A 24,236-nucleotide genomic window follows, 5' to 3' on the forward strand; every position below is an offset into this window, starting at 1 on the left:
CGCCCAATTAAGGATATTAATGTTTTTTTCTAAAAATAAGCAAAATGAAATAGCCTCTTTAAAAGCAGAACTCTATCCGTTACAACAAGTGTGGGAAGGGCTTTACCGAGAGATGTTAGTACTGAACATTCTCTACGATGGCAGAATTTCGCACGCCAATGATAGGTTTTTAGAAAACTTAGGCTACAACGAAGACGATCTTACTAATAACTCTTTTGATGATTTTATTACTGAGTCATCTCGTCAATCTTCAGAATTTAAAAGCCTACAGCAAGCTATAAAAAAAGAAGGACATTGGGGCGGTGCATTACAAATTGCGCGCGGTGATGGTAAAGCTGAATGGTTACGTTTAATAGTACATCCTGTAAAAGGGGAGCAAGATCAGTTGCTCTATTTTTCTATATTCGGGAGTGTGCTTACAAAAACAATTACGGCTTCCCGCGAGCAAAGCGACACTATCAAAGCGATATATCGCTCTATGGCAGTAATTGAATTTGATTTAGAAGGCCATGTTTTAAAAGCAAATGAGCAGTTTTTATCAGCAATGGGTTATCAAGAAAGTGAATTAATAGGAAAACACCATCGCACATTTTGTGAAGCTTCAGAGTATAATTCCCAAGAGTATCAACAGTTTTGGGCTAAATTAAGAGAAGGACAGTTTATAGCGGAGCGCTTTAAGCGTGTTGATAAATACGGCAATGTTGTATGGTTAGAAGCGTCATATAACCCAATCTCAAATGACGCGAATGAGCTTTATAAAGTAATGAAGTTTGCAACAGTTATTACAGAGCAAGTAAATCAAGAAATTGCGATATCTAAGGCTGCCGAAATTGCTTATAGCACCTCAACCCAAACGGATAAAAAAGCAGAGCAAGGCGCGAGCGTTATACAAGACACGGTTGCAGTAATGACCGAGCTGGCTATTAACATGGAGCAAGCGGCAAGTGAAATTTCAGCGCTTGATCAGCAGTCGCAACAAATATCGAGTATTGTACAAAGTATTAGTAGTATTGCAGAGCAAACCAATTTGTTAGCATTAAATGCCGCAATTGAAGCGGCTAGAGCTGGCGAGCAAGGTCGAGGCTTTGCTGTGGTTGCAGACGAGGTTCGACTGCTTGCATCGCGTACATCAAAAGCAACAGAAGAAATAGTAGAAGTAGTACAGCGTAACCAATCACAAACCCAAAATACGGTGGCTGTAATAGAAAAAGGTAAAGAAAAAGCAGAGCAAGGTTTAGCACTATCTAAAGAGTCGGGTGATGTGATGCAGGAAATTCAGCAAGGCGCACAAGAAGTTGTAAATGCGATTGGGCAATTTACCAGTGAACTCAAAGCTAACGGCTAGATTAGTTACGTCCTTATTCTAAAGCGGGCACCTTTACCGGTACCCGCTCAACCTAACCCCCCTCAATATTACTCTCGAAACATCCCTGATAATTTTAAATTTAACAACTATTCTTTATTAACCCATTAAATAACAAGTAATAAGTTTCTTCATCTCTATAAATGATAATAAATTGTTGCATTTTTGTTCTTTGTTCCTAATACTGATGAACGCCAAGGCTGACAAGCCCTAGTATGAATACCTTAAATGATAATAAAATATTACGTACACAACATTAAGGAATTGTATGAACAACACTAAGCGCACACACACATTAATTAAACCAAGTCACCTAATTGGTGCTGGGCTTGCTATGCTAATGAGCTTTTCTGCTGCGAGTAAAGACTACAAAATTATATTAATTCACGGGTTACAAACTTCGCAAATAACCAATAAGTCGGGTAGTGATGTAATTAATGACGGTGAAACATATTGGCAATCGTACTGGAATAATCGTGCAGATGAGCGAATTGATTGGCCTGCTTATGAGCGAATTGAAGGTAAAATTGCTACCGATTGGGTGTGGCCAAAGTTAAAGCAAATTTCACGCTCTAATTTATGCAGTGATGGCTGTGTATTTGTAACACATTCAACAGGCGACTTAGTTGCACGCCATATTATTGATAACCAAGAAAACTGGTTAGAAAACGCAGGCTTACAGCCGCTTAATATTGTTGCGACGTTTGATTTAGCAGGCGCGGGCGGTGGAAGTGAGCTGGCTGATGTAGCAGTTAGTGCTTTAACTGGCGCATCATGGAACTTTGCGGTCGATGCAGCACTCAAATGGTGGCTAGGGAGCGATGTAACCGAAGCTGTTGGTGTATTACACGATTTAAAAGTGAATAATGCCCGTAAAATATCGCCATTTCCTGATGCACGTACACCTAGATTACGCTTTGTGGCAGATGGTAATGCGTATTTAGGTTTAACAGGTGGATTTTTAAAAGGTAATGATGATTCGGTTGTAGCATCGCACTCTTCATGTGGTGCAAGTTCGGCTGGCTCGTTTGGAAGTTGTAGCAGCAGTATTGATACAGATGGCCATTTAAAATCGCAAGGTGATGCTGTTAGTAGCTTTATGCCAAATCATTATCCAATGATGATGAGTGACAGTTATAGCCATAACGAAATACATAACGCGCAGCGTAAAGGTAATGTCACAATAGCCATGAATAACGTAAATGTTGAAGGTAATAACGTAGGGTTTAATACGTTTGATAAAACTACAGGTAGTTGGTTTTGGAAAAAACAATATCGTTATATTAGGGATTCAAATAATTTAAGTGCATCAGCACTTATTTATAATGTGATTCCATAACATAGAAGGCGTGTAGTTATACCAATCTGCATAAATCTTTGATCAATTTAACAAATTAAATTCCACTATAACGTCGTTAAAAATTTTTTATTTAGAACAACTAGATACAAAAATTTTTGCCTAGTTCTAGCGTAATTTTCTTAACGTTAAATAGACCCATATATAAGCAGATTGGTATTAAAAACTATACGCCTTATAAAAGATTGAAATATAAAAATGAAAAAATTTTATGTCGTTGCTTTAATTATTAGCACTATTTTATTCTCGCTATGGTTTACTGGTAAAAATGATGCTCATAAAGTTGCTGAGCCAATAAAACCACAGATTAAACACAGCGCGAACGCACCTGACTTATCGCCTGTAAAAGTGATCCCTATAGATGTGCCTAAAGCTAAAAAACCACAATCAAAAAAGCAAATTGCGTTTAATGAAGACCTAACAAAAGCAGCGCAGCAAGTGGTGATGCAATACGAAAGTGCACTTAAGTTTCCTCCTTATTCCCAACCTTTGAGTCCTTTAGATGAAGATCGATTAAAGCCAAATCAGTTTTATCCTGTGTCGAGCCCCATAGGTGAAAGCGGCGATGCTTTAACGGTAAGCCTTAAACAATATCGTTTTGTATATCCAGAAGAAATAACAATAAAGGTAAGCGCTCAAGGGCTTGGTAAAGTGGTCGTTGAACTTGCAAATACTGATACAAAGGAAGTATTAAATACCCATACGGGCAATGCGCGTGAAGGTGAGGCAATTATTACATTTAAAGAAGATGAAGATTACCCTCGTAGTTTGCAAGTGTATGTGCAGGGCGATGTTGACGGCAAAAAAGTACCCGTAGTTGCGCAAATTCAATATATGCCGCCAAGTGCTACTTTGACAGGTTTTGAAATTGCCTATGCTCAAAATGAAAACATGATTATGCCAGCTAATTTAACGGTGATAAAAAGTGGTTTGTATCGTGTTAGGGCGAATTTATATAGTGGTGATACACCACTTGCTCATTTGGTATCTAAGGAACGCTTAACACAAGGGAGCCAAACCGTAGACTTAAAAGCTCATTGGTCAGTATTACCTAAGGGCGTTACCGATATGCGCTTAAGTGACTTTGTAATAGAAAGAATGTCGCCAAGCCCAGGTGAGCGTAACAGCTTTGGGAATAGTGAAATAAGCCATTTTGATATAAACGATTTCTCGTACGACAGTTTACAGCAGTTGCCGTATCAGACTAATGCACAAGAAAAGTTAAGTTTAGAGTTTTTACAAGGCCTAGCTGAGAGTTAAAAAGACAACGTAAGGCTGAATTGGTAAATTTAAGGGGGTTGTACATAAATACAACCCCTTAAATTTGTTAGCCTAGATATGTTAGCTTAGATTTATAGTAACTACACTTGGCGCTTCTTGTTCATCAAGCTCATTAGTAACAGGCACTTTAGGAATGTCTGGCTTATCAAGAGCTATATCGCCACCATCAATGACTTCACCGGTTTGTAAGTTTTTAAAATCAAACAAATCAGCATCAGCTAAGTGTGAAGGCACGACGTTTTGCATTGCTGTAAAAATACTCTCAATACGGCCTGGGTGCTCAGCATCCCATTTAGCGAGCATTGCTTTTGTATGTTTACGCTGTAGGTTTTCTTGCGAACCACATAGGTTACACGGAATAATTGGATAACCTTGTGCAAATGCGTATTGGCTTATATCGCTTTCTTTGCAGTATGCAAGTGGGCGAATAACCATATGCTCGCCGTTATCACTCATTAATTTAGCCGGCATACTTTTTAGTTTTCCACCGTAAAACATATTTAAAAACAACGTTTCAATCATGTCGTCACGATGGTGGCCAAGGGCTATTTTAGTTGCGCCTAACTCATTTGCTGTGCGGTATAAAATACCACGACGCAGTCGTGAGCAAAGTGAACAGGTTGTTTTACCTTCAGGAATAATGTCAGTAACAATGCTGTAGGTATCTTCTTCTACAATTTTGTATTCTACATTTAATTTATCAAGATACTGGGGTAAAACGTGCTCAGGAAACCCTGGTTGTTTTTGATCTAGGTTTACAACAACGAGATCAAACTTTATAGGTGCTACACGTTTTAAATGTTGAAGCATTTCAAGCATTGTGTAGCTGTCTTTGCCACCTGATAAACACACCATTATACGGTCACCTTCTTCAATCATATTGAAGTCCATAACGGCTTGACCAGTTTGGCGACGTAAACGCTTTTGTAGCTTATTTAAGTTAAATTGAGCTTTAGCTTGATCTGAGTGTGACAATTACGCCCCCTAGTAAAACAATACAGCAAAGTTATTTGCTAAAAATAAAGGGGCGTATTATACCCAAACCACCTGAATATGCGAGTTTAGGATGTAATTAAACACGGTATTTTTAGCAAGTAATATCCAGTTTGTTACTTGCTAAATTTTTAATTAATCTAGTTTCTTTGCCATCGGGCTTACGTAACCATCGGGCTTAAGTGCTAGTACATCGCAGTCAAGGCTATCAATTACATGCTCTGCTGTATTACCTACTAAAGCGGCACTTAAGCCTGTACGACCAACGGTACCAATAACAACTAATTCGCTATTTAACCGCTTAGCTACATCAGGGATTACATCCTCTGGTAGGCCTTCTTCAATAAAACATTGCTCTTGGCTTAAATTAAACTCAGCAGCAAGTGCATTGGTTGATTCAATGTGGTGTTTTTTAACTGATTCGTTATAAAGTCCAGGGTTAAACTCAGGAATTTCAATTGCTATATTTATGGGCGTTGCAGGATAAGCATTAACTAAATTAAGTTTTGCGTTGGCAAGTTCACATAAAAATTGTGCGTCTTTAATTACCCGTTTATTAAGTGCTACATGTTCTTCGTTTTCACTAACCGCATTCACAGCAGCTAAAATATTACCGTTTTCTGGCCATGCCATTTCTTTAACAAACAACACCGGGGCAGGGCATTTTCGTACTAAATGCCAGTCGGTAGGGGTGAAAATAACGGATTTAAGTGCACCATGTTGATGTGTGCCTTTAATTACTAAATCGTACTTTTGATCAATTACAGTATCGATTATGGCTTCATAAGGACGGTTATGCCAAACCACTTGGGTGTCAATATTTATATCTTTGTAAGGTGAAACCAAATCTTTAAGCCATAGCTGGCGATCTTTTAGTACGGCATCACGCATTGCTTCGCGTTCATCGCCAGATAGCATCGTTGTCATTTCATAAGAGAAGTCGTAAACCGTCATAAAGGCGGTAATACTTGCGCCAGATTTTTTGGCTAAGTCTATTGAACGTGATAAACCGTGTTGATCGTCTTTGGTAGGGTCAATAACCGCAATAATGCGTTTAATAGTGTTCATATGCTACTCCATTTGCCTAACGGGTGTACAATTAGTGTAACGCAAATATAAAACAGTTAAAGGGGTAGCATATAAATTGTTGTTCTAAATCAAACTATTTAATTTAGCGAGGCTTAACGATTGCTGCCGTTTTAGCTAAGGCATCATTATCTAAAATTGTAATAAATTTACCTTCTACTTTTATTAAGTCGGCTTTTTGAAAACGGCTTAATAAACGGCTAATGGTCTCTACGGTAAGGCCTAAGTAGTTACCTATTTCACCGCGAGTCATGGTAAATCTAAATTCTTTGCGTGAAAAACCACGTTCACCAAAACGCTCTGATAAGTTATAAATAAAACTAGCTAAGCGTTCTTCTGCTGATTTTTTATTGAGTAATAACAGCATTTCTTGATCGTATGTAATTTCGCTGCTCATCAAGCGCATTATTTGTTGACGAAGTTTTGGTAATTTACCAGCAAGTTCGTCAAGGGTATCGAATGGTATTTCGCACACCATTGACGTTTCAAGTGCTTGTGAAAAACTCTGGTGCGCCATTTTGCTTATCGCGTCAAAGCCTACTAAGTCACCCGCTAAATGAAACCCGGTTATTTGCTCATCACCTTGCTCTGATAATGTGTACGATTTAAATGAGCCAGAGCGTACAGCATAAATCGCCTGTAAAGGTGCGCCTGATTCAAATAGATAATCGCCTTTATGGAGTGGTTTTTTTCGCTCAATAATTTCGTCTAGCTTATCCATTTCTTGGCCATTGAGAGAAAATGGCAAGCACAATTGACTAATACTGCAGTTATTACAGCTAATAGCACAATTACCTTTAGCGCGACTTTGAGAGAAATCCATAATTTAATCCGTTTAAATTTTTATACACACGACTGCAAAATAACCATAAAAGGTTAATACTGCAAATAGGTTATTGTATCAGCTTGTCAGTTGCAATTATCAATAAGTAGATACCATACCAGATTATAACACTGCCCAATACAATTCGGGTCCAAGGGTGGTTAATAATACTATTTAGTTTTTGTGCGGTAACGCCTAACGTGATCATTGCGGGGAAAGTACCCAAAGCAAAACAAAGCATCACTAAAGCACCGTCTAGGGCACTTGGGCTAGTCATCGCCCATGTAAGTGCTGAGTAAACAAGTCCACATGGAAGCCATCCCCACAAAGCACCGTAACCTAGAGCTTTAAAAGGGGAGTTAATAGGCATTAAGTATTTATTTAGCTTAACAATGTGTTGCCACACTAAGGTTTTACCAATTTTTTCTAACCATTGCAACGTAGGGCCTAAGCGCATTATATACACGCCGACTAGGAGCATAAAAATAGCTGCAATGAATGAAAGTGCTAAAGAAAAAGATGTGTTTTGCCTAGCAAATTGGCTGCTAATACCAGCAACAAGTGCACCTGCTGCCATGTAGCTCAGTGCACGCCCGGTATTATAGGCAAATGAATAGGTAAATGTTTTGCGTTTATCACTTGCCAGTTGTAATGAGCTTGCAATACCGCCGCACATGGCAATGCAATGACCGCTACCTATTAGCCCCATTAAAAATGCGCTGGTGTAAAGAGGGTCAATCATTACTTTTGTTATGTTGCTCTTTGTCATCTTCAAACAAAATACTATGACCTTGCTTATTTAAATCAGAAAATTGCTCACTCTTTACGGCCCAAAAGAAAACGCCTATAGCAATAATGACAAACAAAATGGCGATGGGGATCAAAATGTAAATTATGCTCATAACTTTAATAGCCTTAGTGAATTACTAATCACAATAATTGAGCTGGCAGACATGCCAATAACAGCCATCCACGGAGCAACTAAGCCCAGCGCTGCCAATGGTAATATGGACGCATTATACAATAAAGACAGCGCAAGGTTTTGCTTAATAATTCGTCTGGTTTGTTTTGCCACATTGAGTAAATGATCAATTGAAGCTAAATCGCTATTAAGGAGCACTACATCGGCGCTATTTTTTGATATGTCAGCACCGGTTTCCATTGCAATGGATAAATGCGCACTAGCAAATACAGGGCTGTCGTTTACGCCATCGCCGACCATTGCTACAACTTCGTTTTGTGACGCCCATTGTTCAACGGCTGTTTGTTTATCTTGTGGCGAACACCCAGATTGCACACTTTCAAGGTTGAGTTGCTTAGCTACTTTTTGCCCAGCATCTGATGCGTCACCGGTTAACATATGACACGTTAAATTTTGCGATTGAAGTGAGCCTATAAGCTTTTGAGCATCCTTTTTTACTTTATCAATAAAGTAAAAACGAGCAACAACCTGCTTATTTATATACAAGCTTACTTGTGCATTTGATTTTTTGCTATCAAACCAACCACTTTTACCAATAGCATAATGATTGTTTGCATCTTGTGCGCTAATTCCCAGACCTGGATGTACTTTAACGTTATCAAAATTGTGGTGAGCAGGAGTAATTTCATCAAATGCGCTGGCGATAGGGTGCTCAGAATAACGCTCTAACATAGCTGCCATATCTAGCACTTGCGCTTTTGTGTATTGCTTATCGAGTATATCTACTTCATCAAGGCTAAATTTACCTTGAGTAAGTGTGCCTGTTTTATCAAAGGCAAATAACGTAATTTGTGAGAGTGTTTCGAGCACATGCGCTTGTTTTATTAATACGCCTTTACGGGTCAAGGTTGCAACCGCGCATGTAAGTGCGGTTGGTATGGCTAAACTCAGGGCACATGGGCAGGTAGCAACTAAAACCGAAATGGTGATCCAAAATGCGTGTTCAGGGTCAATTTGGTACCAGCCAATAGCTGTAAGTGAAGCAAATATAAGCAGGCACGCTATAAACCATTGCGCAACTTTATCTGTAATTTCAACCAGTTTAGGGCGTTTAGTTAATGCGTTGTGTTGCAAGCGGATAATTTGATTTAAAAGGGTATTTTGGCCAATTTTATTAATTTTTATTTCAATAACGCCGTCGTGGTTAACGCAACCGGCGTAGACATTGTGGCCGATAAATTTTGTAACGGGTTGGTGTTCGCCCGTCATCATTGATTCATCAACCGTAGTTTTACCCTTTATAAGCTCGCCGTCGGCAGGGATTGTTTCACCCGCTTTAATGAGTACTACGTCATTAAGTTTTAGTTTTTTGGCTGCAATTATAAGTTCTTCACCACTGTCGTTAATGGTGCGGGCTGTTAATGGCAATAATTTTTGTAAGTTGGCAGTAAATTCGCTCGCTTTTAAACGCGCTCTAAATTCAAGGTACTTACCTAATAAAAGTAAAAAGGTAAACATGCACACAGATTCAAAATATACTTCGCCGACTTGCATAAATGTGGCGTAACAACTTGCGCCAAACGCACCAAAAATAGCCAGCGATACGGGTAAATCCATATTGAGCTGTTTTGCTTTTAAGCCATTCATGGCGTTGGTTAAAAAGGGCAGTGCGCTATATAAAATAACCGGAGAGGCAAGTACTAAGCTGATCCATCTAAAATACTGCTCAAAATTGCTGTCCATCCCTGAGAACATGCCAAAGTACATGGCAAACGCAAACATCATAACTTGCATGGTCATTAAGCCTGCAACACCTAAGCGGCGAATATAGGCTTTGGCAGTTTGTTGCTTTTGTTGAGCTTCAATATCTGATTGAAATGGGTAGGCTTTATAACCAATTTTGGCTAAGGAAGTAATAATTTCGCTCAATGGGGTGCTGGTTTTATCCCATTGGATCATCGCGCGGTTGGTGGATGTATTTACATCAACCCGTTTTACAGTCTTTAAGTTTAAGAGTTGTTTTTCGATAAGCCATGCACACGCTGCGCAGGTTATACCTTCAACACTCAACAATACCTCTGAGATATTGTCGTTAGTAGCTATAAATTCGTCTTGAATATCTTCGTTGTCATAACTTTTTATAAATGCGAGTTGCTCAGGTACCAGTTGCTCAACCTTACCTGCGCGAACAGTTCGGTATTTATAATAATCAGTCATACCTTGATCAACAATATTTTGCGCAACTGCTTGGCAGCCAATGCAACACATTGGCTGGGCTATATCGTCAATTATAACGTTTGCGCTAAATCCGTTTGGCACACTTTCAAGGCAATGAAAGCAAGAGTGAGACATAGTGATGATTACTTATAGTTAGGAGTAACTAAAACGGTTTCAGCCGTCGGTAGAACAATGTTTTCTTTGAGTTTCCAGCTGCCATCAATTGGCTCAATAAATACAGAGTATGCACCTGGTGTATACTTATCAAGTAATGCAGTAAATTCTTGATTGGCATTAGGTGTAAGTGTGGCCTCAAAGTCATGCGCTTTAATAGTACGGTGGTAAAACGAAAGTTTTAAAACATGCACGTTGCTACTGTCACCTTTTGTAAACTTAAAGCTTACACGCTCGTTGGTTACATTTAATTCGCCATGTAAGTAAAGTGCTTTTGCTTTTTCAAACTTAGTCAGTTCTAAGTTTATTGCTTTGCCTTTTTTGTAGTAGTCGTCAACAACCATATCTGGGCCGTTACCTATTGCCGTAATAAATAAGCTAATACAGCCAATAATGGCAACTAACGGAAAAAAGATTAAAAACCAAGGCCAAAAATTTTTATACCACGGAGTAGGTTGCATAGTGTCTCTAAAATTAGTTTAGGAAGCGTTATTTTATAGGAATTATACGTAAAAGACTAAAAAAAAGCCTCCGACTGGAGGCTTTTTTGATCTGGATTAATCTATTGAATTAAATAAATTAATTTATAAACATTTTATTAACCGCGTGCTTATTTATCTTGCGATAAACTGTAAACGTAGGCTGTTAATAAGTGAATCTTATCTTCACCTAAAATGTCTTTCCAAGCAGGCATTACACCAGCACGGCCGTGGTTAAGTGTTTCTTCAACAGCACGTTGAGAACCACCGTATAACCAAATGTTATCAGTCAGGTTAGGCGCGCCAAATGGTAGGTTATGTGCAACCGACCCTTTACCGTCAGCACCGTGACATGCTGCACACATTGCAAACTTAGCTTTACCTGCGGCAGCATCTTTTTGGTTAACAGTACGACCAGAAAGGCTCAGCACATGTGCAGTCATTTCTTTAACGCCTTGCTCACCAAGAGCATCGCCCCAAGCTGGCATTGCAGCTATACGACCATTAAGCAGTGTTTCTCTAATTTTGTCTGGTGTACCGCCATATAACCAATCTTTATCAGTTAGGTTAGGGAAGCCTGTACCACCACGTGCATCAGAGCCGTGACATTGCGCACAGTTTTGTGAGAATAAACGCTGACCAATTTCGATGGCTAGTTGACCATCTGTTTGTTCATGTTTGTCACCATTTTCAAGAGCAACTTGCTGCGCTGCGTCACCTTCAAACTTAGAATTAACTAAATCTAAAACCGGCACTTGTGCAAGTCGATTAAAAATAGGACCAAAGCGTTCTTCTGCAGCTTCATACTCTTTATCAAGTTTAACAAAACGACCTTCTGCTTTGGCCTCTGCAACTGCTTTTTTAGATTCAGCTAAAGACGTAATACCTTGGTTAGAGCTAGTCCATTTACCAAAACCTTCCCAGTTACCTAAACCTGGGAAAGCTGCAAGGTAATATACTGACCAAATAAAAGTTGCGAAAAACATGTAAGTCCACCATTTTGGTAGTGGATTATTTAGCTCTTCAATGCCGTCAAATTCATGTCCACAGCTTTCACCTTCTTTTACGCCAGCATAGTTTTTTAAGTTCCAAACTAATAGGCCAAAGATGATGCATAAGCATGCAAGGGTTAATACAATAACCCAAATACTCCAAAAGCTAGTCATTTTTCAGACTCCTTTTCCTCGTTAGAGAGTGTGTTGTTATGTTTTTTTTCATCTTCGAAAATGGCATTAGCAGCGCTATCAAAACGATTTTTGCTACGCTTGCTGTATGCCCATACAACAATCACAATAAACAATACTAAAATTACCAGAGTCAAAATGCCTCTGTATGTTCCGTAATCCATAATAATTTACTTCAAGTGGGTACCAAGTTGCTGTAAATACGCGATTAGAGCTTGGATTTCTGTTGCGCCTTCGCCGTTATTCATAGCGTTAACTTTTTCAACATCAGCTTTAAGTTCTTCGTCGCTGCCATAACCTAGGCCCGGGTGTTTAGGGTTTTCTGGGTTAATAGCAAAAGTATCACGGAAAATTTGTAGTTTTTTCAGAGTCAGGCTTGTATCTACCTTATCCTCTGCTAACCAAGGAAAACCTGGCATATTCGACTCAGGAACCACAGCACGTGGGTCAACTAAGTGAGCATAATGCCAATCGTCCGAGTAACGTTTACCAACGCGAGCAAGGTCAGGACCAGTACGTTTAGAACCCCATTGGAAAGGGTGATCCCATACTGATTCGCCTGCTACAGAGTAGTGACCGTAACGCTCAACTTCATCACGAAAAGGGCGGATCATTTGTGAGTGACAGTTATAACAACCTTCACGTACATATATGTCACGGCCTTCCATTTCTAAAGCATTAAGAGGGCGTAGGCCTTCTACTGGTTTAGTTGTGTCGTCTTGGAACATTAGCGGAGTAATTTCAACTAATGCACCAAAGCTGATAGCAAAAACAGTCAGAATAGCCATAAGGCCAACGTTCTTTTCTACTATTTCATGTTTGTTTTGTGAATTTTTATTGCTCATCATCTCACTCCGTTATGCTAATTGTGCTTGCGCGTCTAACTTCAGAGATTCTTTCTCAGCTGAAATTGTACGGAAAACGTTATAAGCCATAACTAACATGCCTGTTACGATGAATACACCGCCTACAAAACGCATAATGTAGAAAGGATGCGACGCTTCTAAAGACTGCACAAAGCTGTACATTAATGTACCGTCGGCATTTACCGCACGCCACATTAGACCTTGCATTACACCAGAGATCCACATTGCAACAATGTATAAAACAACACCTACAGTATGTAACCAGAAGTGGGTGTTAACTAATTTAACGCTATACATACGACCTTGCGCAAATAACGCAGGAATTAAGTGGTAAATAGCACCAATTGAAATCATAGCAACCCAACCTAGTGCACCTGAGTGTACGTGGCCGATCGTCCAATCTGTGTAGTGAGATAACGCATTTACAGATTTAATTGCCATCATAGGGCCTTCGAACGTAGACATACCGTAGAAAGACAATGAAACAACTAGGAAGCGTAGTACTGGATCAGTACGCAGTTTATGCCATGCGCCTGATAGGGTCATAATACCGTTAATCATACCACCCCAAGACGGTACGAATAGGATAATAGACATAACCATACCTAAACTTTGCGTCCAATCAGGAAGCGCAGTGTAGTGAAGGTGGTGAGGACCTGCCCAGATGTATAATGAAATTAATGCCCAAAAGTGAACTACCGATAAACGGTATGAGTAAACTGGGCGACCTGCTTGTTTTGGTACAAAGTAATACATCATACCCAAGAAACCAGCAGTTAATAGGAAACCTACAGCGTTATGACCGTACCACCACTGAACCATAGCATCTACCGCACCTGCGTAGATTGAGTATGATTTAGTTAACGACACAGGCACTGCCATGCTGTTTACAATGTGTAGTACTGCAACAGTAATAATAAAGCCAGCATAGAACCAGTTAGCAACATAAATGTGCGACACTTTACGCTTGATTAAAGTACCAAAGAATACAATAGCGTAAACAATCCAAACCACAGCGATTAAAATATCGATTGGCCATTCAAGTTCTGCGTATTCTTTTGAGCTAGTAATACCAAGTGGTAATGTAATTACTGCTAATACAATAACTAGCTGCCAGCCCCAAAATGAAAAGGCGGCGAGTTTGTCTGAGAAAAGACGCGTTTGGCAAGTACGTTGTACGACGTAATAAGACGTCGCAAACAGTGCACTAGTACCAAATGCGAAAATTACTGCGTTCGTGTGTAACGGACGTAGTCGAGAGTAAGTTAACCATGGTGTATCAAAGTTAAGTGCTGGCCAAGCTAATTGGGCAGCAATCAGAACCCCAATACTCATGCCAACGATGCCCCAAATCACTGTCATAATAGCGAATTGGCGTACAACCTTATAGTTATACTCAGTTTGTGATGCTACTGTTTGGCTCATTTTCTGGCTTCCGCTGCAATAAATGCGTTTAGAAATGAATTACCCACTATTAAAAGTGGGGCCTACTATTTTTCTCAAGCGTGTTACCTAAAACTTTCAATACATGAAAACTTCAGAAAAAAACTTGAGAAACCCTTATTTTTTGCGGGTGAAATGATAAATTTTTTGGCCTAAAAAAGATAGGTCAATTACATAAAATTATGACATCAATCAAACTTTGTGAGCTTGTTGTTTATTTTTTGATACAGTTTGTGCCTAATTTGGCCTAATAGTAACACTCGCACTTGTTATTTACAGTCACGATTATTAGTATTTGCTTTTCTTTAGTGCGAAATTGTTATGCTTATATATAGGTTAAGTTTATTCACTGTGGTGTTTTTTTTATTAACAGCGTGTGATTTTTCTAAAAATACAGATGAAAAATTTCTTAAAAATGCCCAGTGCGAAGCCAATTTGCCTTGTACTTTTTCAAATGATGTTAAAGTATGGTTAAGCGAGAAAACCCTTTCCCCCGAAACCCCATTTACTATCTTTAGTGACTTACCTGCAAACGTTACAATTGAAGATGCCAAGCTTAAAGGCATCACTATGTACATGGGTTACATTCCCCAAAAATTTAAAAAACATAATGATCTTTGGCAAAGTAATACTATGGTTGGTATTTGTTCAGAGCAAAATATGCTTTGGAATTTAGAACTAACCGTTAAAGATAATGCCACCTCTGTAATACAAACACTCAATTACTCTTTTTACGTTACGTATTAAAGTTGCGACTACAAACTCTTGTATACAGCTTACATTTTTGATGTGAGTTCGTTTTCTTATACATACGATTATTTGAGTGACAAGATCAATAAAATTGCCTTTTTAGGTTTTAATACTGACAAAACTTCAATAGTGAATAAGTGCTCTCAAAAAGTTCAACTTTAATTACGACTGAATAAAAAAATCTAATCAAAAAACCTTCCAAAGAGACTAAATAAGACTATTTAAGCATCAAGTATGCATAAATATGGTTATTAATTAACATTTAGTTTTGCGGTTTTAATAATGTGCTGTGATTAAGTTGTTAATTTGTCTATTTTTGGTACGTAGCTCAGTTAATTACATTTGATTACAAAGTGAATCACTTTGGTTTCAGGTGTGTTTCTAATGTTTCCTTGTCTTTTCAAGGTATTGTTTTCAAAGTGTATTTATTAATTAACACTGAAACATAATGTAACCTATGTACCTACTATGGTTATTCCATTTTATTTCTTGATATAAATTGAGCTGCCATTAAGTTTTCGTTCAGTTAAAAGCGCCTAAGTTGCCCACCTGACTCACTATTCTAATAAAAAGTGAGCATTACCAATAAAGGTAAATTTCCAACAAGTAGGGTTCTTTCATGAAAAAATCAACTCTTGGTTTAGCTGTAATCGCAGCATTTCCAATGTTCTCAAGTGTGCAAGTTCTTGCTGCTGAAGACTCAGCACAAGCAATCGAAAAAATTCAAGTAACGGGTTCTCGCATTAAGCGCGCAGATATGGAAACCGCTAGCCCAGTTACTATTATCGGTGCTGACGATATTGCTGCTTCAGGCGCAGTATCAGTAGATTCTGTACTACAAAAAATGACCGCTACAGGCGGCGCAATGACAAACCCAGGTATCAATAATGGTTCTGGTGGTAATGCATCAATTGATTTACGTGGTTTAGGTTCACAACGTACTTTAGTACTTGTAAACGGCCGCCGTATGATCAACTCAGGTACAGGCGCAGCTTCTACAGTTGATTTAAATACTATCCCAGTATCTATGATCAAGCATATTGAAGTACTTAAAGATGGCGCATCTGCTGTTTATGGTACTGATGCTGTTGCGGGTGTTGTAAATATTATCTTAAAAGATAACTTTGAAGGCCTAGACCTTAATGTTAAATCAGCAATCACTACTGAAGGTGACGCAGATGAAACGTCTTTTGATATTACAATGGGTGGTAACTTCGGTCGTGGTAACGTTGTAATCGGTTTGCAGTACACAGACCGTGGCGATGCTTCTCAGGCTGATCGTAGCTTTTCTGATTGTCCATTAACTGAAGATGGCGATGGCAGTGCTCCGTACTGTTCTGGTTCTTCTTATACTCCTAATGGCCATGTTTGGTCAGGTGATGAATCTTTACAAGGTCAAGCTGATAATGGTTGGCACGACTTTGGTACTAGTGATGCTTACAACTATTCGCAATCTAGCTACTTATACACGCCAATGCGTCGTTTAAACCTTACAGGTATTGGTAGTTTTGATTTAACTGATGACACGCGTTTATACTCTGAATTTACATACTCAAAACGTTGGTCAGAGCAGCAATTAGCACCTCAACCAGTATGGTTCGACTTTGACTACGCTGAGTGGATGGGTGATTCTTTAATCGACCAAAATATTAATTACGGTGATGAAGTTTCTTACGGCCGTCGTATGGTTGACACTGGTACACGTGATTCATCTCAAGTAGTTGATACAGTTCGTTCTGTTATCGGTGCTGCAGGTTATTTAGATAACGGTTTAGAGTGGGATACATCAGTAATTTTTGGTCGTAATGACTCAGTAGATCGCTTAAGCAACCTTCACAATATGGGTTCAATTCAAAGCGAAATTGAAGCTGGTAACTTTAACCCACTTTCACAAGCTTCATGGTCAAGCAGTAGCTTTAGTGATTATGTTTACACTGAGCAAAACTCAGGCGGCAGTCAATTATTTATGATTACAGCTGCGCTTTCTGGTGAGTTAATGGAAGTACCTGCGGGCTTTGTAGGCTTTGCTGCAGGTCTTGAACGCCGTGAAGAAAAAGCGTGGTACACACCAGATTCGATCACTTCACAAGGTCTTGCAAATGATCCACGCGTTGATGCAACAAGCGGTCGTTTTGATGTAAACGAAGCATACCTTGAGCTGGCTATTCCTTTAGTTGCAGATGCTTATCTTGCACAAAATGTAGAATTAAGCGCTGCGATCCGTGCTTTTGATTACAGCACATTTGGTTCTGATGAAACGTGGAAACTTGGTTTAACTTGGCGTGTAAACGACGAATTAATGCTTCGTGGTGTTCGTTCTACAGCTTTCCGTGCTCCTACAGTTGCTGAGTTATACTCAGGTGACTCTCCATCTTATGAGCAAGTTAGCTTCACCGGTGCACAAGATCAGGCTGAAGTAACCGTTGGTGGTAATGACCAATTAACACCTGAATTAGCTGATACAGTTACCGTTGGTGTAGTTTACGAACCAGAATGGTTTGAAGGTTTCTCAATGACGTTAGATTACTACGACATTGAAATCGAAAACGCTATTGCTACAGTAAACAACCAATACATTGTGGATTCATGTCTTGCAACAGATGGCTCTTTAGCGAATCAATCAACAGCACTTTGTAGTTCAGCAAATATCGATTTTAACCAAAGCACAGGTCGTATCGCGTTTAATAACCAACTACAAAACGTAGGTTATGAGCAAACAAAAGGTTATGACTTAAACTTAAATTACAAATTTGATTTAGCTGGCCTTGCTTGGAATACGTCATTAGATGTTACTTACCTTGACGAGTACACTGTTGATGTTATTGAATCAAGCATTGATTACGCTGGTTTAATTACTTCTGGTATAGGTGGTTATGCTGACGTAAAAGCAAACTTTGAGCTAGATGTTAAAGGTGATGCTTGGTCTGCTAACTACAAAGCACGTTACATTGCAGGAATGGATAGCTACAGCTGTTTAGGTAAAGAATCTACATGTTATGCACCAACAACACCATCGGTTGTTTACCATGATGTGAGCGGTTCTTACTTTATCAGTGACATGGTTTCGTTAACTGCAGGTGTAAATAACTTATTCGATAAGCAACCACCATACTACTCAGGTAACAACGATTCTAATACTGACCCGTACACATATGATGTACTTGGCCGTCGTGTATTTGCTGGTGTAAACGTTAAATTTTAACTAGCACATTAATCTTATTAAGGCTCAGTATTTACTGAGCCTTTTTTATTGAACAAAATAAAGGAGACAAGTACACTAAAACGATATTTTAGAAGGAGAACTGATTGTTAAAACAAGATGAAAACTTATCTTTTGTCATTGAACCAGAACTAACTCCTCGTTCTGAACAGCGCATAGATCTGTATTTTTCTATCCCTAATGAAATGGGGATTAATCCGCAAACACTTACCGAAGAATCTTACTTTAATAACCACTTTAAATCGCACTTAGCGTATAACGCTAACAATATACACTTGCCTTTAGTGCGAAGTCGTTTTGTTAGTAAAAACAAAGGTGAGCAACAAGATTACCGGCAAAATCTTAATTTATTTTGTTACCAAGTACGTTTAGCCCTTGATGCCGATATAAAAGACGCGTTAAAAATTGATGAGGCAGAAGATTTTTATAAACGTGCTAACGAGGTATATGAGCAAAGCGAAGGGCTTTTAAAAAAGCTGCGTCGCTACACACCAGATGACGAAAAACTACTGCCGTTTTTTACCAATGCTGATAACTATTTAAGTTGGCATGTTGAGCAATCTTTTTTAAAGCTTTTAGATGAAGGCCCACGTAGTAGCGATTATGCAAAAGAGCGTAACGATTTACTGCAGTTTTGTAAAAGCGAAAATACGTATCGAGCAGAGAAAAGCTACAACTCTGAAACAACCATGCAAGACGCAAATCGAATAACAAATAAAATGCGCTTGTTACAACGCTTAATTGAGCACGGCGTAATATTACAGCGTCAAACGCGGTTTCTTAACAGCTACCTTAAGCGATTAGTTAAAGGCACTGTTACAGCCGTTATCATGGCATTTGTGATGGTTGTAATACTCAATGCTCGCTCAACGTTTACGGAAGTCACCGCGACGCTTATTTTAATTTTAGGTGTTATTTACGGGCTACGTGAAATATTTAAAGAGGATATTACACGTATGATTTGGCGAGCCATTGTACAAGGGCGACCTAAGTGGCGATTTAGTTTTAAAAATAGTATTACCAAAGACAAAGTAGCGAGTCAGTTAATTTGGCTTGAATACATGCGCTTTAAAAAAATACCTAAAGAAGTGAAATCTATTTTTTCAAAACGTCGTCAACAAAATAAACAAGCTGCGCAGTGGTTACACTTTGCAAGTGAGACACGTGTTAGTGCGAAAGAATTTTTGCCCGGCTACGATACACTACAGCACACGCTACAATTTAATCTTGCACCATTTGCACGTTATTTAAAACGTGGTGAAGGGAAGCTATATCATTTAGACAGTAATAAAATTTCTAAGCAGGCTGTAGAAAGGCGTTATCAATTAAACATGGTACTTGTGCTAACTGAGGAAGATAAAACACTTTATCAACGCTATAAAATAACGTTAAATCGCAGTAAAATCGTTAATATTGAGCTTATTTACTCCAAAAAATGAGTTTAATTAATTTTAAAAGGGGCTGATACAATCAGCCCCTAATATTTGGTCACTTTATTTATTAGCTAAGCCATGTTTGCTATATAAAGTTACTTTGTCTGATACTAGCGTGATCTCGATATTTTTTGCTTCATCGCCCCATACACAGTTTGTATGTAGTGTTTTTTCAACACAGTTATCAGCACTGCCTAAAATAGTTTCAACTTCAGTCTTATCCATGCCTACTTTAATTTTTTCATAATTTTCAAGACTTACCTTAGAACAAGCCGCAAGGCTTAATGTAGCTGCGATGATAAGGAGTTTTTTCATTGTTATATCCTACTTAATATTAATGTTTGAATTTTCTGATCTGGACAATCATGCCCATTCGTGGATGGTCAAAGTAATGTACTTCACCACTAATTACACGTCTAAACTGAGAAAAACGGGCTGACTCTATATCGCCGTTTTCTAGCTTTTGGCTAATATCAAAATTAGCTGTTATGTATAAATAATGTCGTAAATGTATTTTAAATAAACCGTCTAGTTCCCATTCTGCTTTTGATTGATCTGGGTCGTTAAATAGCGCCGGTTGTGAATTCAATAAACTTACAAAATCAGGGTTTGAATAGCTAGGTGTTACATTGGGTTCATTTTTAAGATGCTTACCCGCCATTAAATGCATGCTTGGGGCGCGTGACTTGCTTGCACCTTCAAAGCGCCAGCCAGTATGTAGAATAGGTGTTAAGCCTTTGCGGTCCAGTTGCCTATATTGCGCTTTAAATTGCAGCTGTTGCGGCGCTAATAAATAGGTTTGCTGCATATCATCTTTAGCGGGTGCTAAAGGCGTTACAGGTAGCTCATCGTAGCTTTGTAGGTAGTCAATACTGTTGTCACATACACCTGATTGCGGGTTTGAATTAACTAATGAATCAGTAAAAGTGCGTTTTTGAAAACGCTCATCGCCATCTATGCAGGCCTGCATTGCTTGTTCAGTGTAAAGAGGGGTCAGTAAGTCTAGCGTATTTTTATCTTCAATAGCTTTGTGCTTAAGGCTAAAGTCTTCTTGTAAATACGGGGCAGGGCGCTGTTTAAATACAAGCACCTCAACCTCAAACCAGCGTTCTGCAAATGCAGTGCTGCTAAATAAGCAGCATAAAACAATAAGCGATTTTTTTAGCAACATTAATGGCTAACCTTTTTTTCGAAATCTGCAATCATTGCAGTGACCATTTTTAAGCGTTCGCGGGCATTTGCCTCACTAATTGCAAAGCGCAGTTTATTTGCGCCATCCATTTTGTACACCTTAGGTGCACTTTGTATCAAGCCAATGATGAAGCTAGGGTTAACCTTGGTATCTTGGCTAAACTCAAAGTAACCACCTTTTGGGTTTGCCTCAATTTTAGTTATACCTAAACTACTAGCTTTCATTTTTAATAATTGTAGGCTAAATAGGTTTTTAGCAGCATCAGGTAGTAAACCAAAGCGGTCTATTAGTTCTACCTGAAGTTCATCCATATCATCAAGGTTAGCACAACTTGCAATGCGCTTATACATACCCAAGCGTGCATTAACATCGTGTATGTAGTCATCAGGTAATAATGCAGCCAGCTTTAAATCTACTTCGGTTTGTTTTTGAAGTAGGTTTTCAAGCGTTGGCTCTTTACCTTCGCGCAGCGCATTTACGGCTTGTTCGAGCATTTCCATATACAAACTAAAGCCGATGGTTTGCATTTGGCCTGATTGATCATCGCCAAGTAGCTCACCCGCACCACGAATTTCTAAGTCATGTGTAGCGAGGGCAAAACCTGCACCTAAGTCCTCTAATGATTCAATTGCTTGTAAGCGTTTACTCGCATCTTTAGAAAGGGCTTTAGGGTCACCTGTTAGTAGGTAGGCATACGCTTGATGGTGGCTTCGCCCAACTCGTCCACGTAATTGGTGCAACTGGGCAAGGCCGAGTTTATCTGCTCTGTCCATGATAATGGTATTAGCCGTAGGCACATCAATACCGGTTTCGATAATCGTGGTACATACCAGCACGTTGTATTTTTGATGGTAAAAGTCAGTCATTATTTGCTCAAGCTCTTGCTCGCGCATTTGGCCATGGGCTGTAGTCACACTGGCTTCAGGTACCCATTCACTAATTTCTTGTGCAACACGCTCGATAGTTTCTACGTTGTTATGTAAAAAGTAAACTTGGCCACCGCGTTTAATTTCTCGCAGTACCGCTTCGCGTATTAGTTCTACATCGCGTTGGCGTACAAAGGTTTTTACCGCTAAACGTTTAGCCGGTGGCGTTGCGATTATCGATAAATCGCGCATGCCGCTCATGGCCATGTTGAGTGTACGAGGTATTGGCGTTGCAGTCAGTGTGAGTATGTCTACATCGGCGCGCAGTGCTTTAATTTTCTCTTTTTGGCGAACACCAAAGCGATGCTCTTCATCAACAATTAACAAGCCTAAATCGTTAAATTTAATGTCTTGTTGAATAAGTTTATGCGTGCCAATAACTATATCGAGCTTACCATTGGCCATTTTTTCAAGTGTGTCTTTTTGCTCTTTAGTGGAGTTAAAGCGCGAAAGCACACCTACTTCAATAGGAAAATCAGCAAAACGGTCTTTAAAGTTTTCAAAGTGCTGCTGAGCCAGCAAGGTGGTAGGCACTAAAATGGCTACCTGTTTATCATCGTTAACTGCTACAAAAGCAGCGCGCATGGCCACTTCTGTTTTACCAAAGCCTACGTCACCACACACTAAACGATCCATCGCTTGTTTTGATTGCATATCACCTAATACGGCTTCTATGGCGTTGCGCTGATCGTCAGTTTCTTCAAACGGAAAGCTATCGCTAAATTGTCGATATGCGGGGGCATCTAGAGTAAATTTATTACCAGGTTTTGCTTGGCGCTGAGCATAAATGTCGAGTAATTCTGCGGCTACATCGCGAACTTTTTCAGCAGCACGTTTTTTTGCTTTTTCCCATGCATCTGAGCCAAGCTTATGCAGTGGGGCGCTGGCTTCTTCACCGCCAGAGTAACGACTCAGCATATGCAATGCAGATACTGGCACGTACAATTTAGCTTCACTTGCGTAAGTAATCGTAACAAACTCAGTAACTACACCTGCAGCATCAATTGTTTGCAACCCCTGATAACGGCCAACACCGTGATCAAGATGCACAACAGGTTGACCTTCTTTAAGCTCGGCTAAATTACGAATTAGCGCATCTTGGCTGGCTTCGTACTTGTGCTTGCGGCGTCTGCGCTGAGATACTTTTATGCCAAGCAGTTCTTGCTCGGTAATAATAGAAAGGCTTGGTTTAGTGCCAAGTACTACACTTTGCTCGAGCGGACTTACTATTAAGCCTACGTCACTTGCACTTTTTATAAATTGTTCGAGTGTTTCAAATTCTTTAAATTTTAAACCGCTTGGTTTTAAAATGCTCAGCAATGATTCGCGACGACCGTCCGATTCAACACTGAGTAATATGCGGCCTTTTTTCTTTTTTTGCTCTGCTACATAATTTATAAACGCGCCATAAGGTTCATGCTGTTTATGATCAATACGAATGGCCGGCAGCTCACTAACGCTTAAGTTTTTATTACCCGCTTTAGTGCCAAGCTTTGCAAGGGATAATCTAATACGTGCAAAATTGCCTAAATTAGAAAACAGCTCTTCAATAGGCTGATAAAGCGCATTAGGTTCAAGTAATGGACGAAGTGGGTCAACTCTGCGGTTTTCATAGCGTACATTTACATCGTGCCAAAAGTTATCTGCCGCGTGCTCTAAATCACCTAGCTGCATAACGGTTGTTGTATCTGGCAGGTAGTCAAAAATAGTCGCGAGCTTTTCAAAAAATAATGGCATGTAGTATTCAATACCTGCAGGCCAGTTACCTTTGCTTACTTGCATGTATACTGAATCTTGCTGCGAGCTTGCGCCAAATTTTTCACGGTAGCTTATTCTAAAACGTTCAATATCAGCGTCGTTAGTAGGAAATTCATGCGCTGGAAGTAGCTCAATTTTATCTACTTTTTCATCAGAGCGCTGTGTTTCTACATCAAATAAGCGAATGGTATCGAGTTCGTCATCAAAAAAGTCGAGTCTAAATGGGTGTGGGCTACCCATTGGGTATAAGTCAACGATAGAGCCGCGTATAGCGTATTCGCCGTGCTCCATTACTTGTTGAACATTTAAATAACCAGCTTGCTCTAAGTTGTCACGAAAGTTATGTGTGTCTAGTTTGTCGCCTACTTTAAAGTTTATTGTTGAACCGTAAATAAATGAGGCCGGGGCTGTGCGCAACATTAAAGTAGATACAGGCACAATTAACACACTTTGTTGTTCTTTTTTTAAGGTGTTTAAAGTGGCCAAACGGGCTGAAATAATATCTTGATGGGGAGAAAAATGATCGTATGGCAGAGTTTCCCAATCAGGAAATACCATGACTGGGTTATCGGGTAATAAATATTCTAATTCTGTTTCAAGGCGCAGTGCACTTGGTGTATCAGGCGTAACAATTAAGACTAAGTTATCTTGTTGTTTAACGCCTTCAGCAATAGCAATACTTAAACCACTTCCGCTTAGCTGGCCCCATTGAATTTTATCTTTATGAGATTTTACCCAAGGCAAGGCTGCCCATTGCTCAAACGCCATT

General features: G+C 39.3%; 20 protein-coding genes. 6 read left to right on the forward strand and 14 right to left on the reverse strand.

Annotation, left to right across the window (positions count from 1 at the left end; translation table 11 throughout):
- The first annotated feature begins 19 nt into the window (after nt 1–19).
- From H5160_RS17145 to H5160_RS17155, 3 genes are all read left to right on the forward strand, one after another.
- Nucleotides 20–1,345, forward strand: coding sequence for a PAS domain-containing methyl-accepting chemotaxis protein (locus H5160_RS17145; protein WP_182737806.1), 1,326 nt, complete (start codon nt 20–22; stop codon nt 1,343–1,345).
- Between the two features lie 286 nt (nt 1,346–1,631).
- Nucleotides 1,632–2,702, forward strand: coding sequence for a hypothetical protein (locus H5160_RS17150; RefSeq protein WP_182671759.1), 1,071 nt, complete (start codon nt 1,632–1,634; stop codon nt 2,700–2,702).
- A 216-nt stretch (nt 2,703–2,918) separates the two neighbouring features.
- Nucleotides 2,919–3,980 (forward strand): hypothetical protein, encoded by a 1,062-nt coding sequence (locus tag H5160_RS17155; protein WP_165723935.1) that lies wholly within the window; start codon nt 2,919–2,921, stop codon nt 3,978–3,980.
- A gap of 81 nt (nt 3,981–4,061) precedes the next feature.
- On the opposite strand, the gene ttcA is transcribed toward H5160_RS17155, so the two are convergent.
- The 11 genes from ttcA to ccoN form a co-directional block, all read right to left on the reverse strand.
- The gene (gene ttcA / locus H5160_RS17160; RefSeq protein ID WP_002963067.1) at nt 4,062–4,976 is read right to left on the reverse strand and encodes a tRNA 2-thiocytidine(32) synthetase TtcA; all 915 of its coding nucleotides are present in this window, start codon (nt 4,974–4,976) and stop codon (nt 4,062–4,064) included.
- A 153-nt stretch (nt 4,977–5,129) separates the two neighbouring features.
- Nucleotides 5,130–6,062, reverse strand: a complete 933-nt coding sequence (gene uspE, locus H5160_RS17165; protein ID WP_182716156.1) for a universal stress protein UspE — start codon at nt 6,060–6,062, stop codon at nt 5,130–5,132.
- Between the two features lie 103 nt (nt 6,063–6,165).
- Nucleotides 6,166–6,903: an FNR family transcription factor gene (locus H5160_RS17170; RefSeq protein WP_002963069.1), complete on the reverse strand. Its 738-nt coding sequence runs from the start codon at nt 6,901–6,903 to the stop codon at nt 6,166–6,168.
- Nucleotides 6,904–6,973: 70 nt separating this feature from the next.
- Nucleotides 6,974–7,645: a sulfite exporter TauE/SafE family protein gene (locus H5160_RS17175; RefSeq protein ID WP_039490095.1), complete on the reverse strand. Its 672-nt coding sequence runs from the start codon at nt 7,643–7,645 to the stop codon at nt 6,974–6,976.
- Nucleotides 7,638–7,805, reverse strand: a complete 168-nt coding sequence (gene ccoS / locus H5160_RS17180) for a cbb3-type cytochrome oxidase assembly protein CcoS (RefSeq protein ID WP_002963071.1) — start codon at nt 7,803–7,805, stop codon at nt 7,638–7,640. The genes H5160_RS17175 and ccoS overlap by 8 nt, the downstream gene beginning before the upstream one ends.
- The gene (locus tag H5160_RS17185; RefSeq protein WP_182738138.1) at nt 7,802–10,177 is read right to left on the reverse strand and encodes a heavy metal translocating P-type ATPase; all 2,376 of its coding nucleotides are present in this window, start codon (nt 10,175–10,177) and stop codon (nt 7,802–7,804) included. The genes ccoS and H5160_RS17185 overlap by 4 nt, the downstream gene beginning before the upstream one ends.
- Nucleotides 10,178–10,185: 8 nt before the next feature.
- The gene (locus H5160_RS17190) at nt 10,186–10,677 is read right to left on the reverse strand and encodes a FixH family protein (protein ID WP_002963075.1); all 492 of its coding nucleotides are present in this window, start codon (nt 10,675–10,677) and stop codon (nt 10,186–10,188) included.
- Nucleotides 10,678–10,826: 149 nt separating this feature from the next.
- Complete coding sequence (gene ccoP, locus H5160_RS17195; RefSeq protein ID WP_138488889.1) at nt 10,827–11,861, reverse strand: cytochrome-c oxidase, cbb3-type subunit III; 1,035 nt, start codon at nt 11,859–11,861, stop codon at nt 10,827–10,829.
- Nucleotides 11,858–12,043: a CcoQ/FixQ family Cbb3-type cytochrome c oxidase assembly chaperone gene (locus tag H5160_RS17200; protein ID WP_024597380.1), complete on the reverse strand. Its 186-nt coding sequence runs from the start codon at nt 12,041–12,043 to the stop codon at nt 11,858–11,860. The genes ccoP and H5160_RS17200 overlap by 4 nt, the downstream gene beginning before the upstream one ends.
- 6 nt (nt 12,044–12,049) lie before the next feature.
- Nucleotides 12,050–12,724, reverse strand: a complete 675-nt coding sequence (ccoO, locus tag H5160_RS17205) for a cytochrome-c oxidase, cbb3-type subunit II (protein ID WP_024597379.1) — start codon at nt 12,722–12,724, stop codon at nt 12,050–12,052.
- Between the two features lie 12 nt (nt 12,725–12,736).
- On the reverse strand, nt 12,737–14,170 hold the full coding sequence (gene ccoN, locus H5160_RS17210) for a cytochrome-c oxidase, cbb3-type subunit I (RefSeq protein WP_002961515.1): 1,434 nt from the start codon (nt 14,168–14,170) through the stop codon (nt 12,737–12,739).
- Between the two features lie 339 nt (nt 14,171–14,509).
- Between ccoN and H5160_RS17215 the strand changes: the two genes are divergently transcribed.
- From H5160_RS17215 to H5160_RS17225, 3 genes are all read left to right on the forward strand, one after another.
- Nucleotides 14,510–14,935 carry a hypothetical protein gene (locus tag H5160_RS17215; protein ID WP_039490088.1) on the forward strand — a complete coding sequence of 142 codons (426 nt, stop codon included), beginning with the start codon at nt 14,510–14,512 and terminating at the stop codon, nt 14,933–14,935.
- A 622-nt stretch (nt 14,936–15,557) separates the two neighbouring features.
- Nucleotides 15,558–18,140, forward strand: coding sequence for a TonB-dependent receptor (locus H5160_RS17220; RefSeq protein WP_182671753.1), 2,583 nt, complete (start codon nt 15,558–15,560; stop codon nt 18,138–18,140).
- A gap of 104 nt (nt 18,141–18,244) precedes the next feature.
- Nucleotides 18,245–19,597: a hypothetical protein gene (locus H5160_RS17225; RefSeq protein ID WP_024597376.1), complete on the forward strand. Its 1,353-nt coding sequence runs from the start codon at nt 18,245–18,247 to the stop codon at nt 19,595–19,597.
- A gap of 54 nt (nt 19,598–19,651) precedes the next feature.
- Here H5160_RS17225 and H5160_RS17230 read toward each other — a convergent pair whose 3' ends face one another.
- The 3 genes from H5160_RS17230 to mfd are packed head-to-tail and all read right to left on the reverse strand — an operon-like array spanning nt 19,652 to nt 24,235.
- Entirely contained in the window at nt 19,652–19,906 is a 255-nt protein-coding gene (locus H5160_RS17230; RefSeq protein ID WP_024597375.1) for a lipoprotein, read from the reverse strand.
- A 19-nt stretch (nt 19,907–19,925) separates the two neighbouring features.
- On the reverse strand, nt 19,926–20,762 hold the full coding sequence (locus H5160_RS17235) for a peptidoglycan binding protein CsiV (protein ID WP_165723939.1): 837 nt from the start codon (nt 20,760–20,762) through the stop codon (nt 19,926–19,928).
- The gene (gene mfd, locus H5160_RS17240; RefSeq protein ID WP_182716158.1) at nt 20,762–24,235 is read right to left on the reverse strand and encodes a transcription-repair coupling factor; all 3,474 of its coding nucleotides are present in this window, start codon (nt 24,233–24,235) and stop codon (nt 20,762–20,764) included. Before mfd ends, H5160_RS17235 begins: the two co-directional genes overlap by 1 nt.
- Between the last annotated feature and the right edge of the window lies 1 nt (nt 24,236).

It is taken from the genome of Pseudoalteromonas sp. SG43-4, from assembly GCF_014164325.1.
Classification (GTDB): Bacteria; Pseudomonadota; Gammaproteobacteria; order Enterobacterales; family Alteromonadaceae; genus Pseudoalteromonas; species Pseudoalteromonas distincta.

Coding starts and splice junctions, on each gene's coding strand:
- ccoS (WP_002963071.1), bottom strand. CDS start 7,805: ATGAGCATAATTTACATTTTGATCCCCATCGCCATTTTGTTTGTCATT.
- H5160_RS17145 (WP_182737806.1), top strand. CDS start 20: ATGTTTTTTTCTAAAAATAAGCAAAATGAAATAGCCTCTTTAAAAGCA.
- H5160_RS17155 (WP_165723935.1), top strand. CDS start 2,919: ATGAAAAAATTTTATGTCGTTGCTTTAATTATTAGCACTATTTTATTC.
- H5160_RS17170 (WP_002963069.1), bottom strand. CDS start 6,903: ATGGATTTCTCTCAAAGTCGCGCTAAAGGTAATTGTGCTATTAGCTGT.
- uspE (WP_182716156.1), bottom strand. CDS start 6,062: ATGAACACTATTAAACGCATTATTGCGGTTATTGACCCTACCAAAGAC.
- H5160_RS17175 (WP_039490095.1), bottom strand. CDS start 7,645: ATGATTGACCCTCTTTACACCAGCGCATTTTTAATGGGGCTAATAGGT.
- ccoN (WP_002961515.1), bottom strand. CDS start 14,170: ATGAGCCAAACAGTAGCATCACAAACTGAGTATAACTATAAGGTTGTA.
- mfd (WP_182716158.1), bottom strand. CDS start 24,235: ATGGCGTTTGAGCAATGGGCAGCCTTGCCTTGGGTAAAATCTCATAAA.
- H5160_RS17150 (WP_182671759.1), top strand. CDS start 1,632: ATGAACAACACTAAGCGCACACACACATTAATTAAACCAAGTCACCTA.
- H5160_RS17200 (WP_024597380.1), bottom strand. CDS start 12,043: ATGGATTACGGAACATACAGAGGCATTTTGACTCTGGTAATTTTAGTA.
- H5160_RS17230 (WP_024597375.1), bottom strand. CDS start 19,906: ATGAAAAAACTCCTTATCATCGCAGCTACATTAAGCCTTGCGGCTTGT.
- H5160_RS17215 (WP_039490088.1), top strand. CDS start 14,510: ATGCTTATATATAGGTTAAGTTTATTCACTGTGGTGTTTTTTTTATTA.
- H5160_RS17220 (WP_182671753.1), top strand. CDS start 15,558: ATGAAAAAATCAACTCTTGGTTTAGCTGTAATCGCAGCATTTCCAATG.
- ccoP (WP_138488889.1), bottom strand. CDS start 11,861: ATGACTAGCTTTTGGAGTATTTGGGTTATTGTATTAACCCTTGCATGC.
- H5160_RS17185 (WP_182738138.1), bottom strand. CDS start 10,177: ATGTCTCACTCTTGCTTTCATTGCCTTGAAAGTGTGCCAAACGGATTT.
- H5160_RS17190 (WP_002963075.1), bottom strand. CDS start 10,677: ATGCAACCTACTCCGTGGTATAAAAATTTTTGGCCTTGGTTTTTAATC.
- H5160_RS17235 (WP_165723939.1), bottom strand. CDS start 20,762: ATGTTGCTAAAAAAATCGCTTATTGTTTTATGCTGCTTATTTAGCAGC.
- ccoO (WP_024597379.1), bottom strand. CDS start 12,724: ATGAGCAATAAAAATTCACAAAACAAACATGAAATAGTAGAAAAGAAC.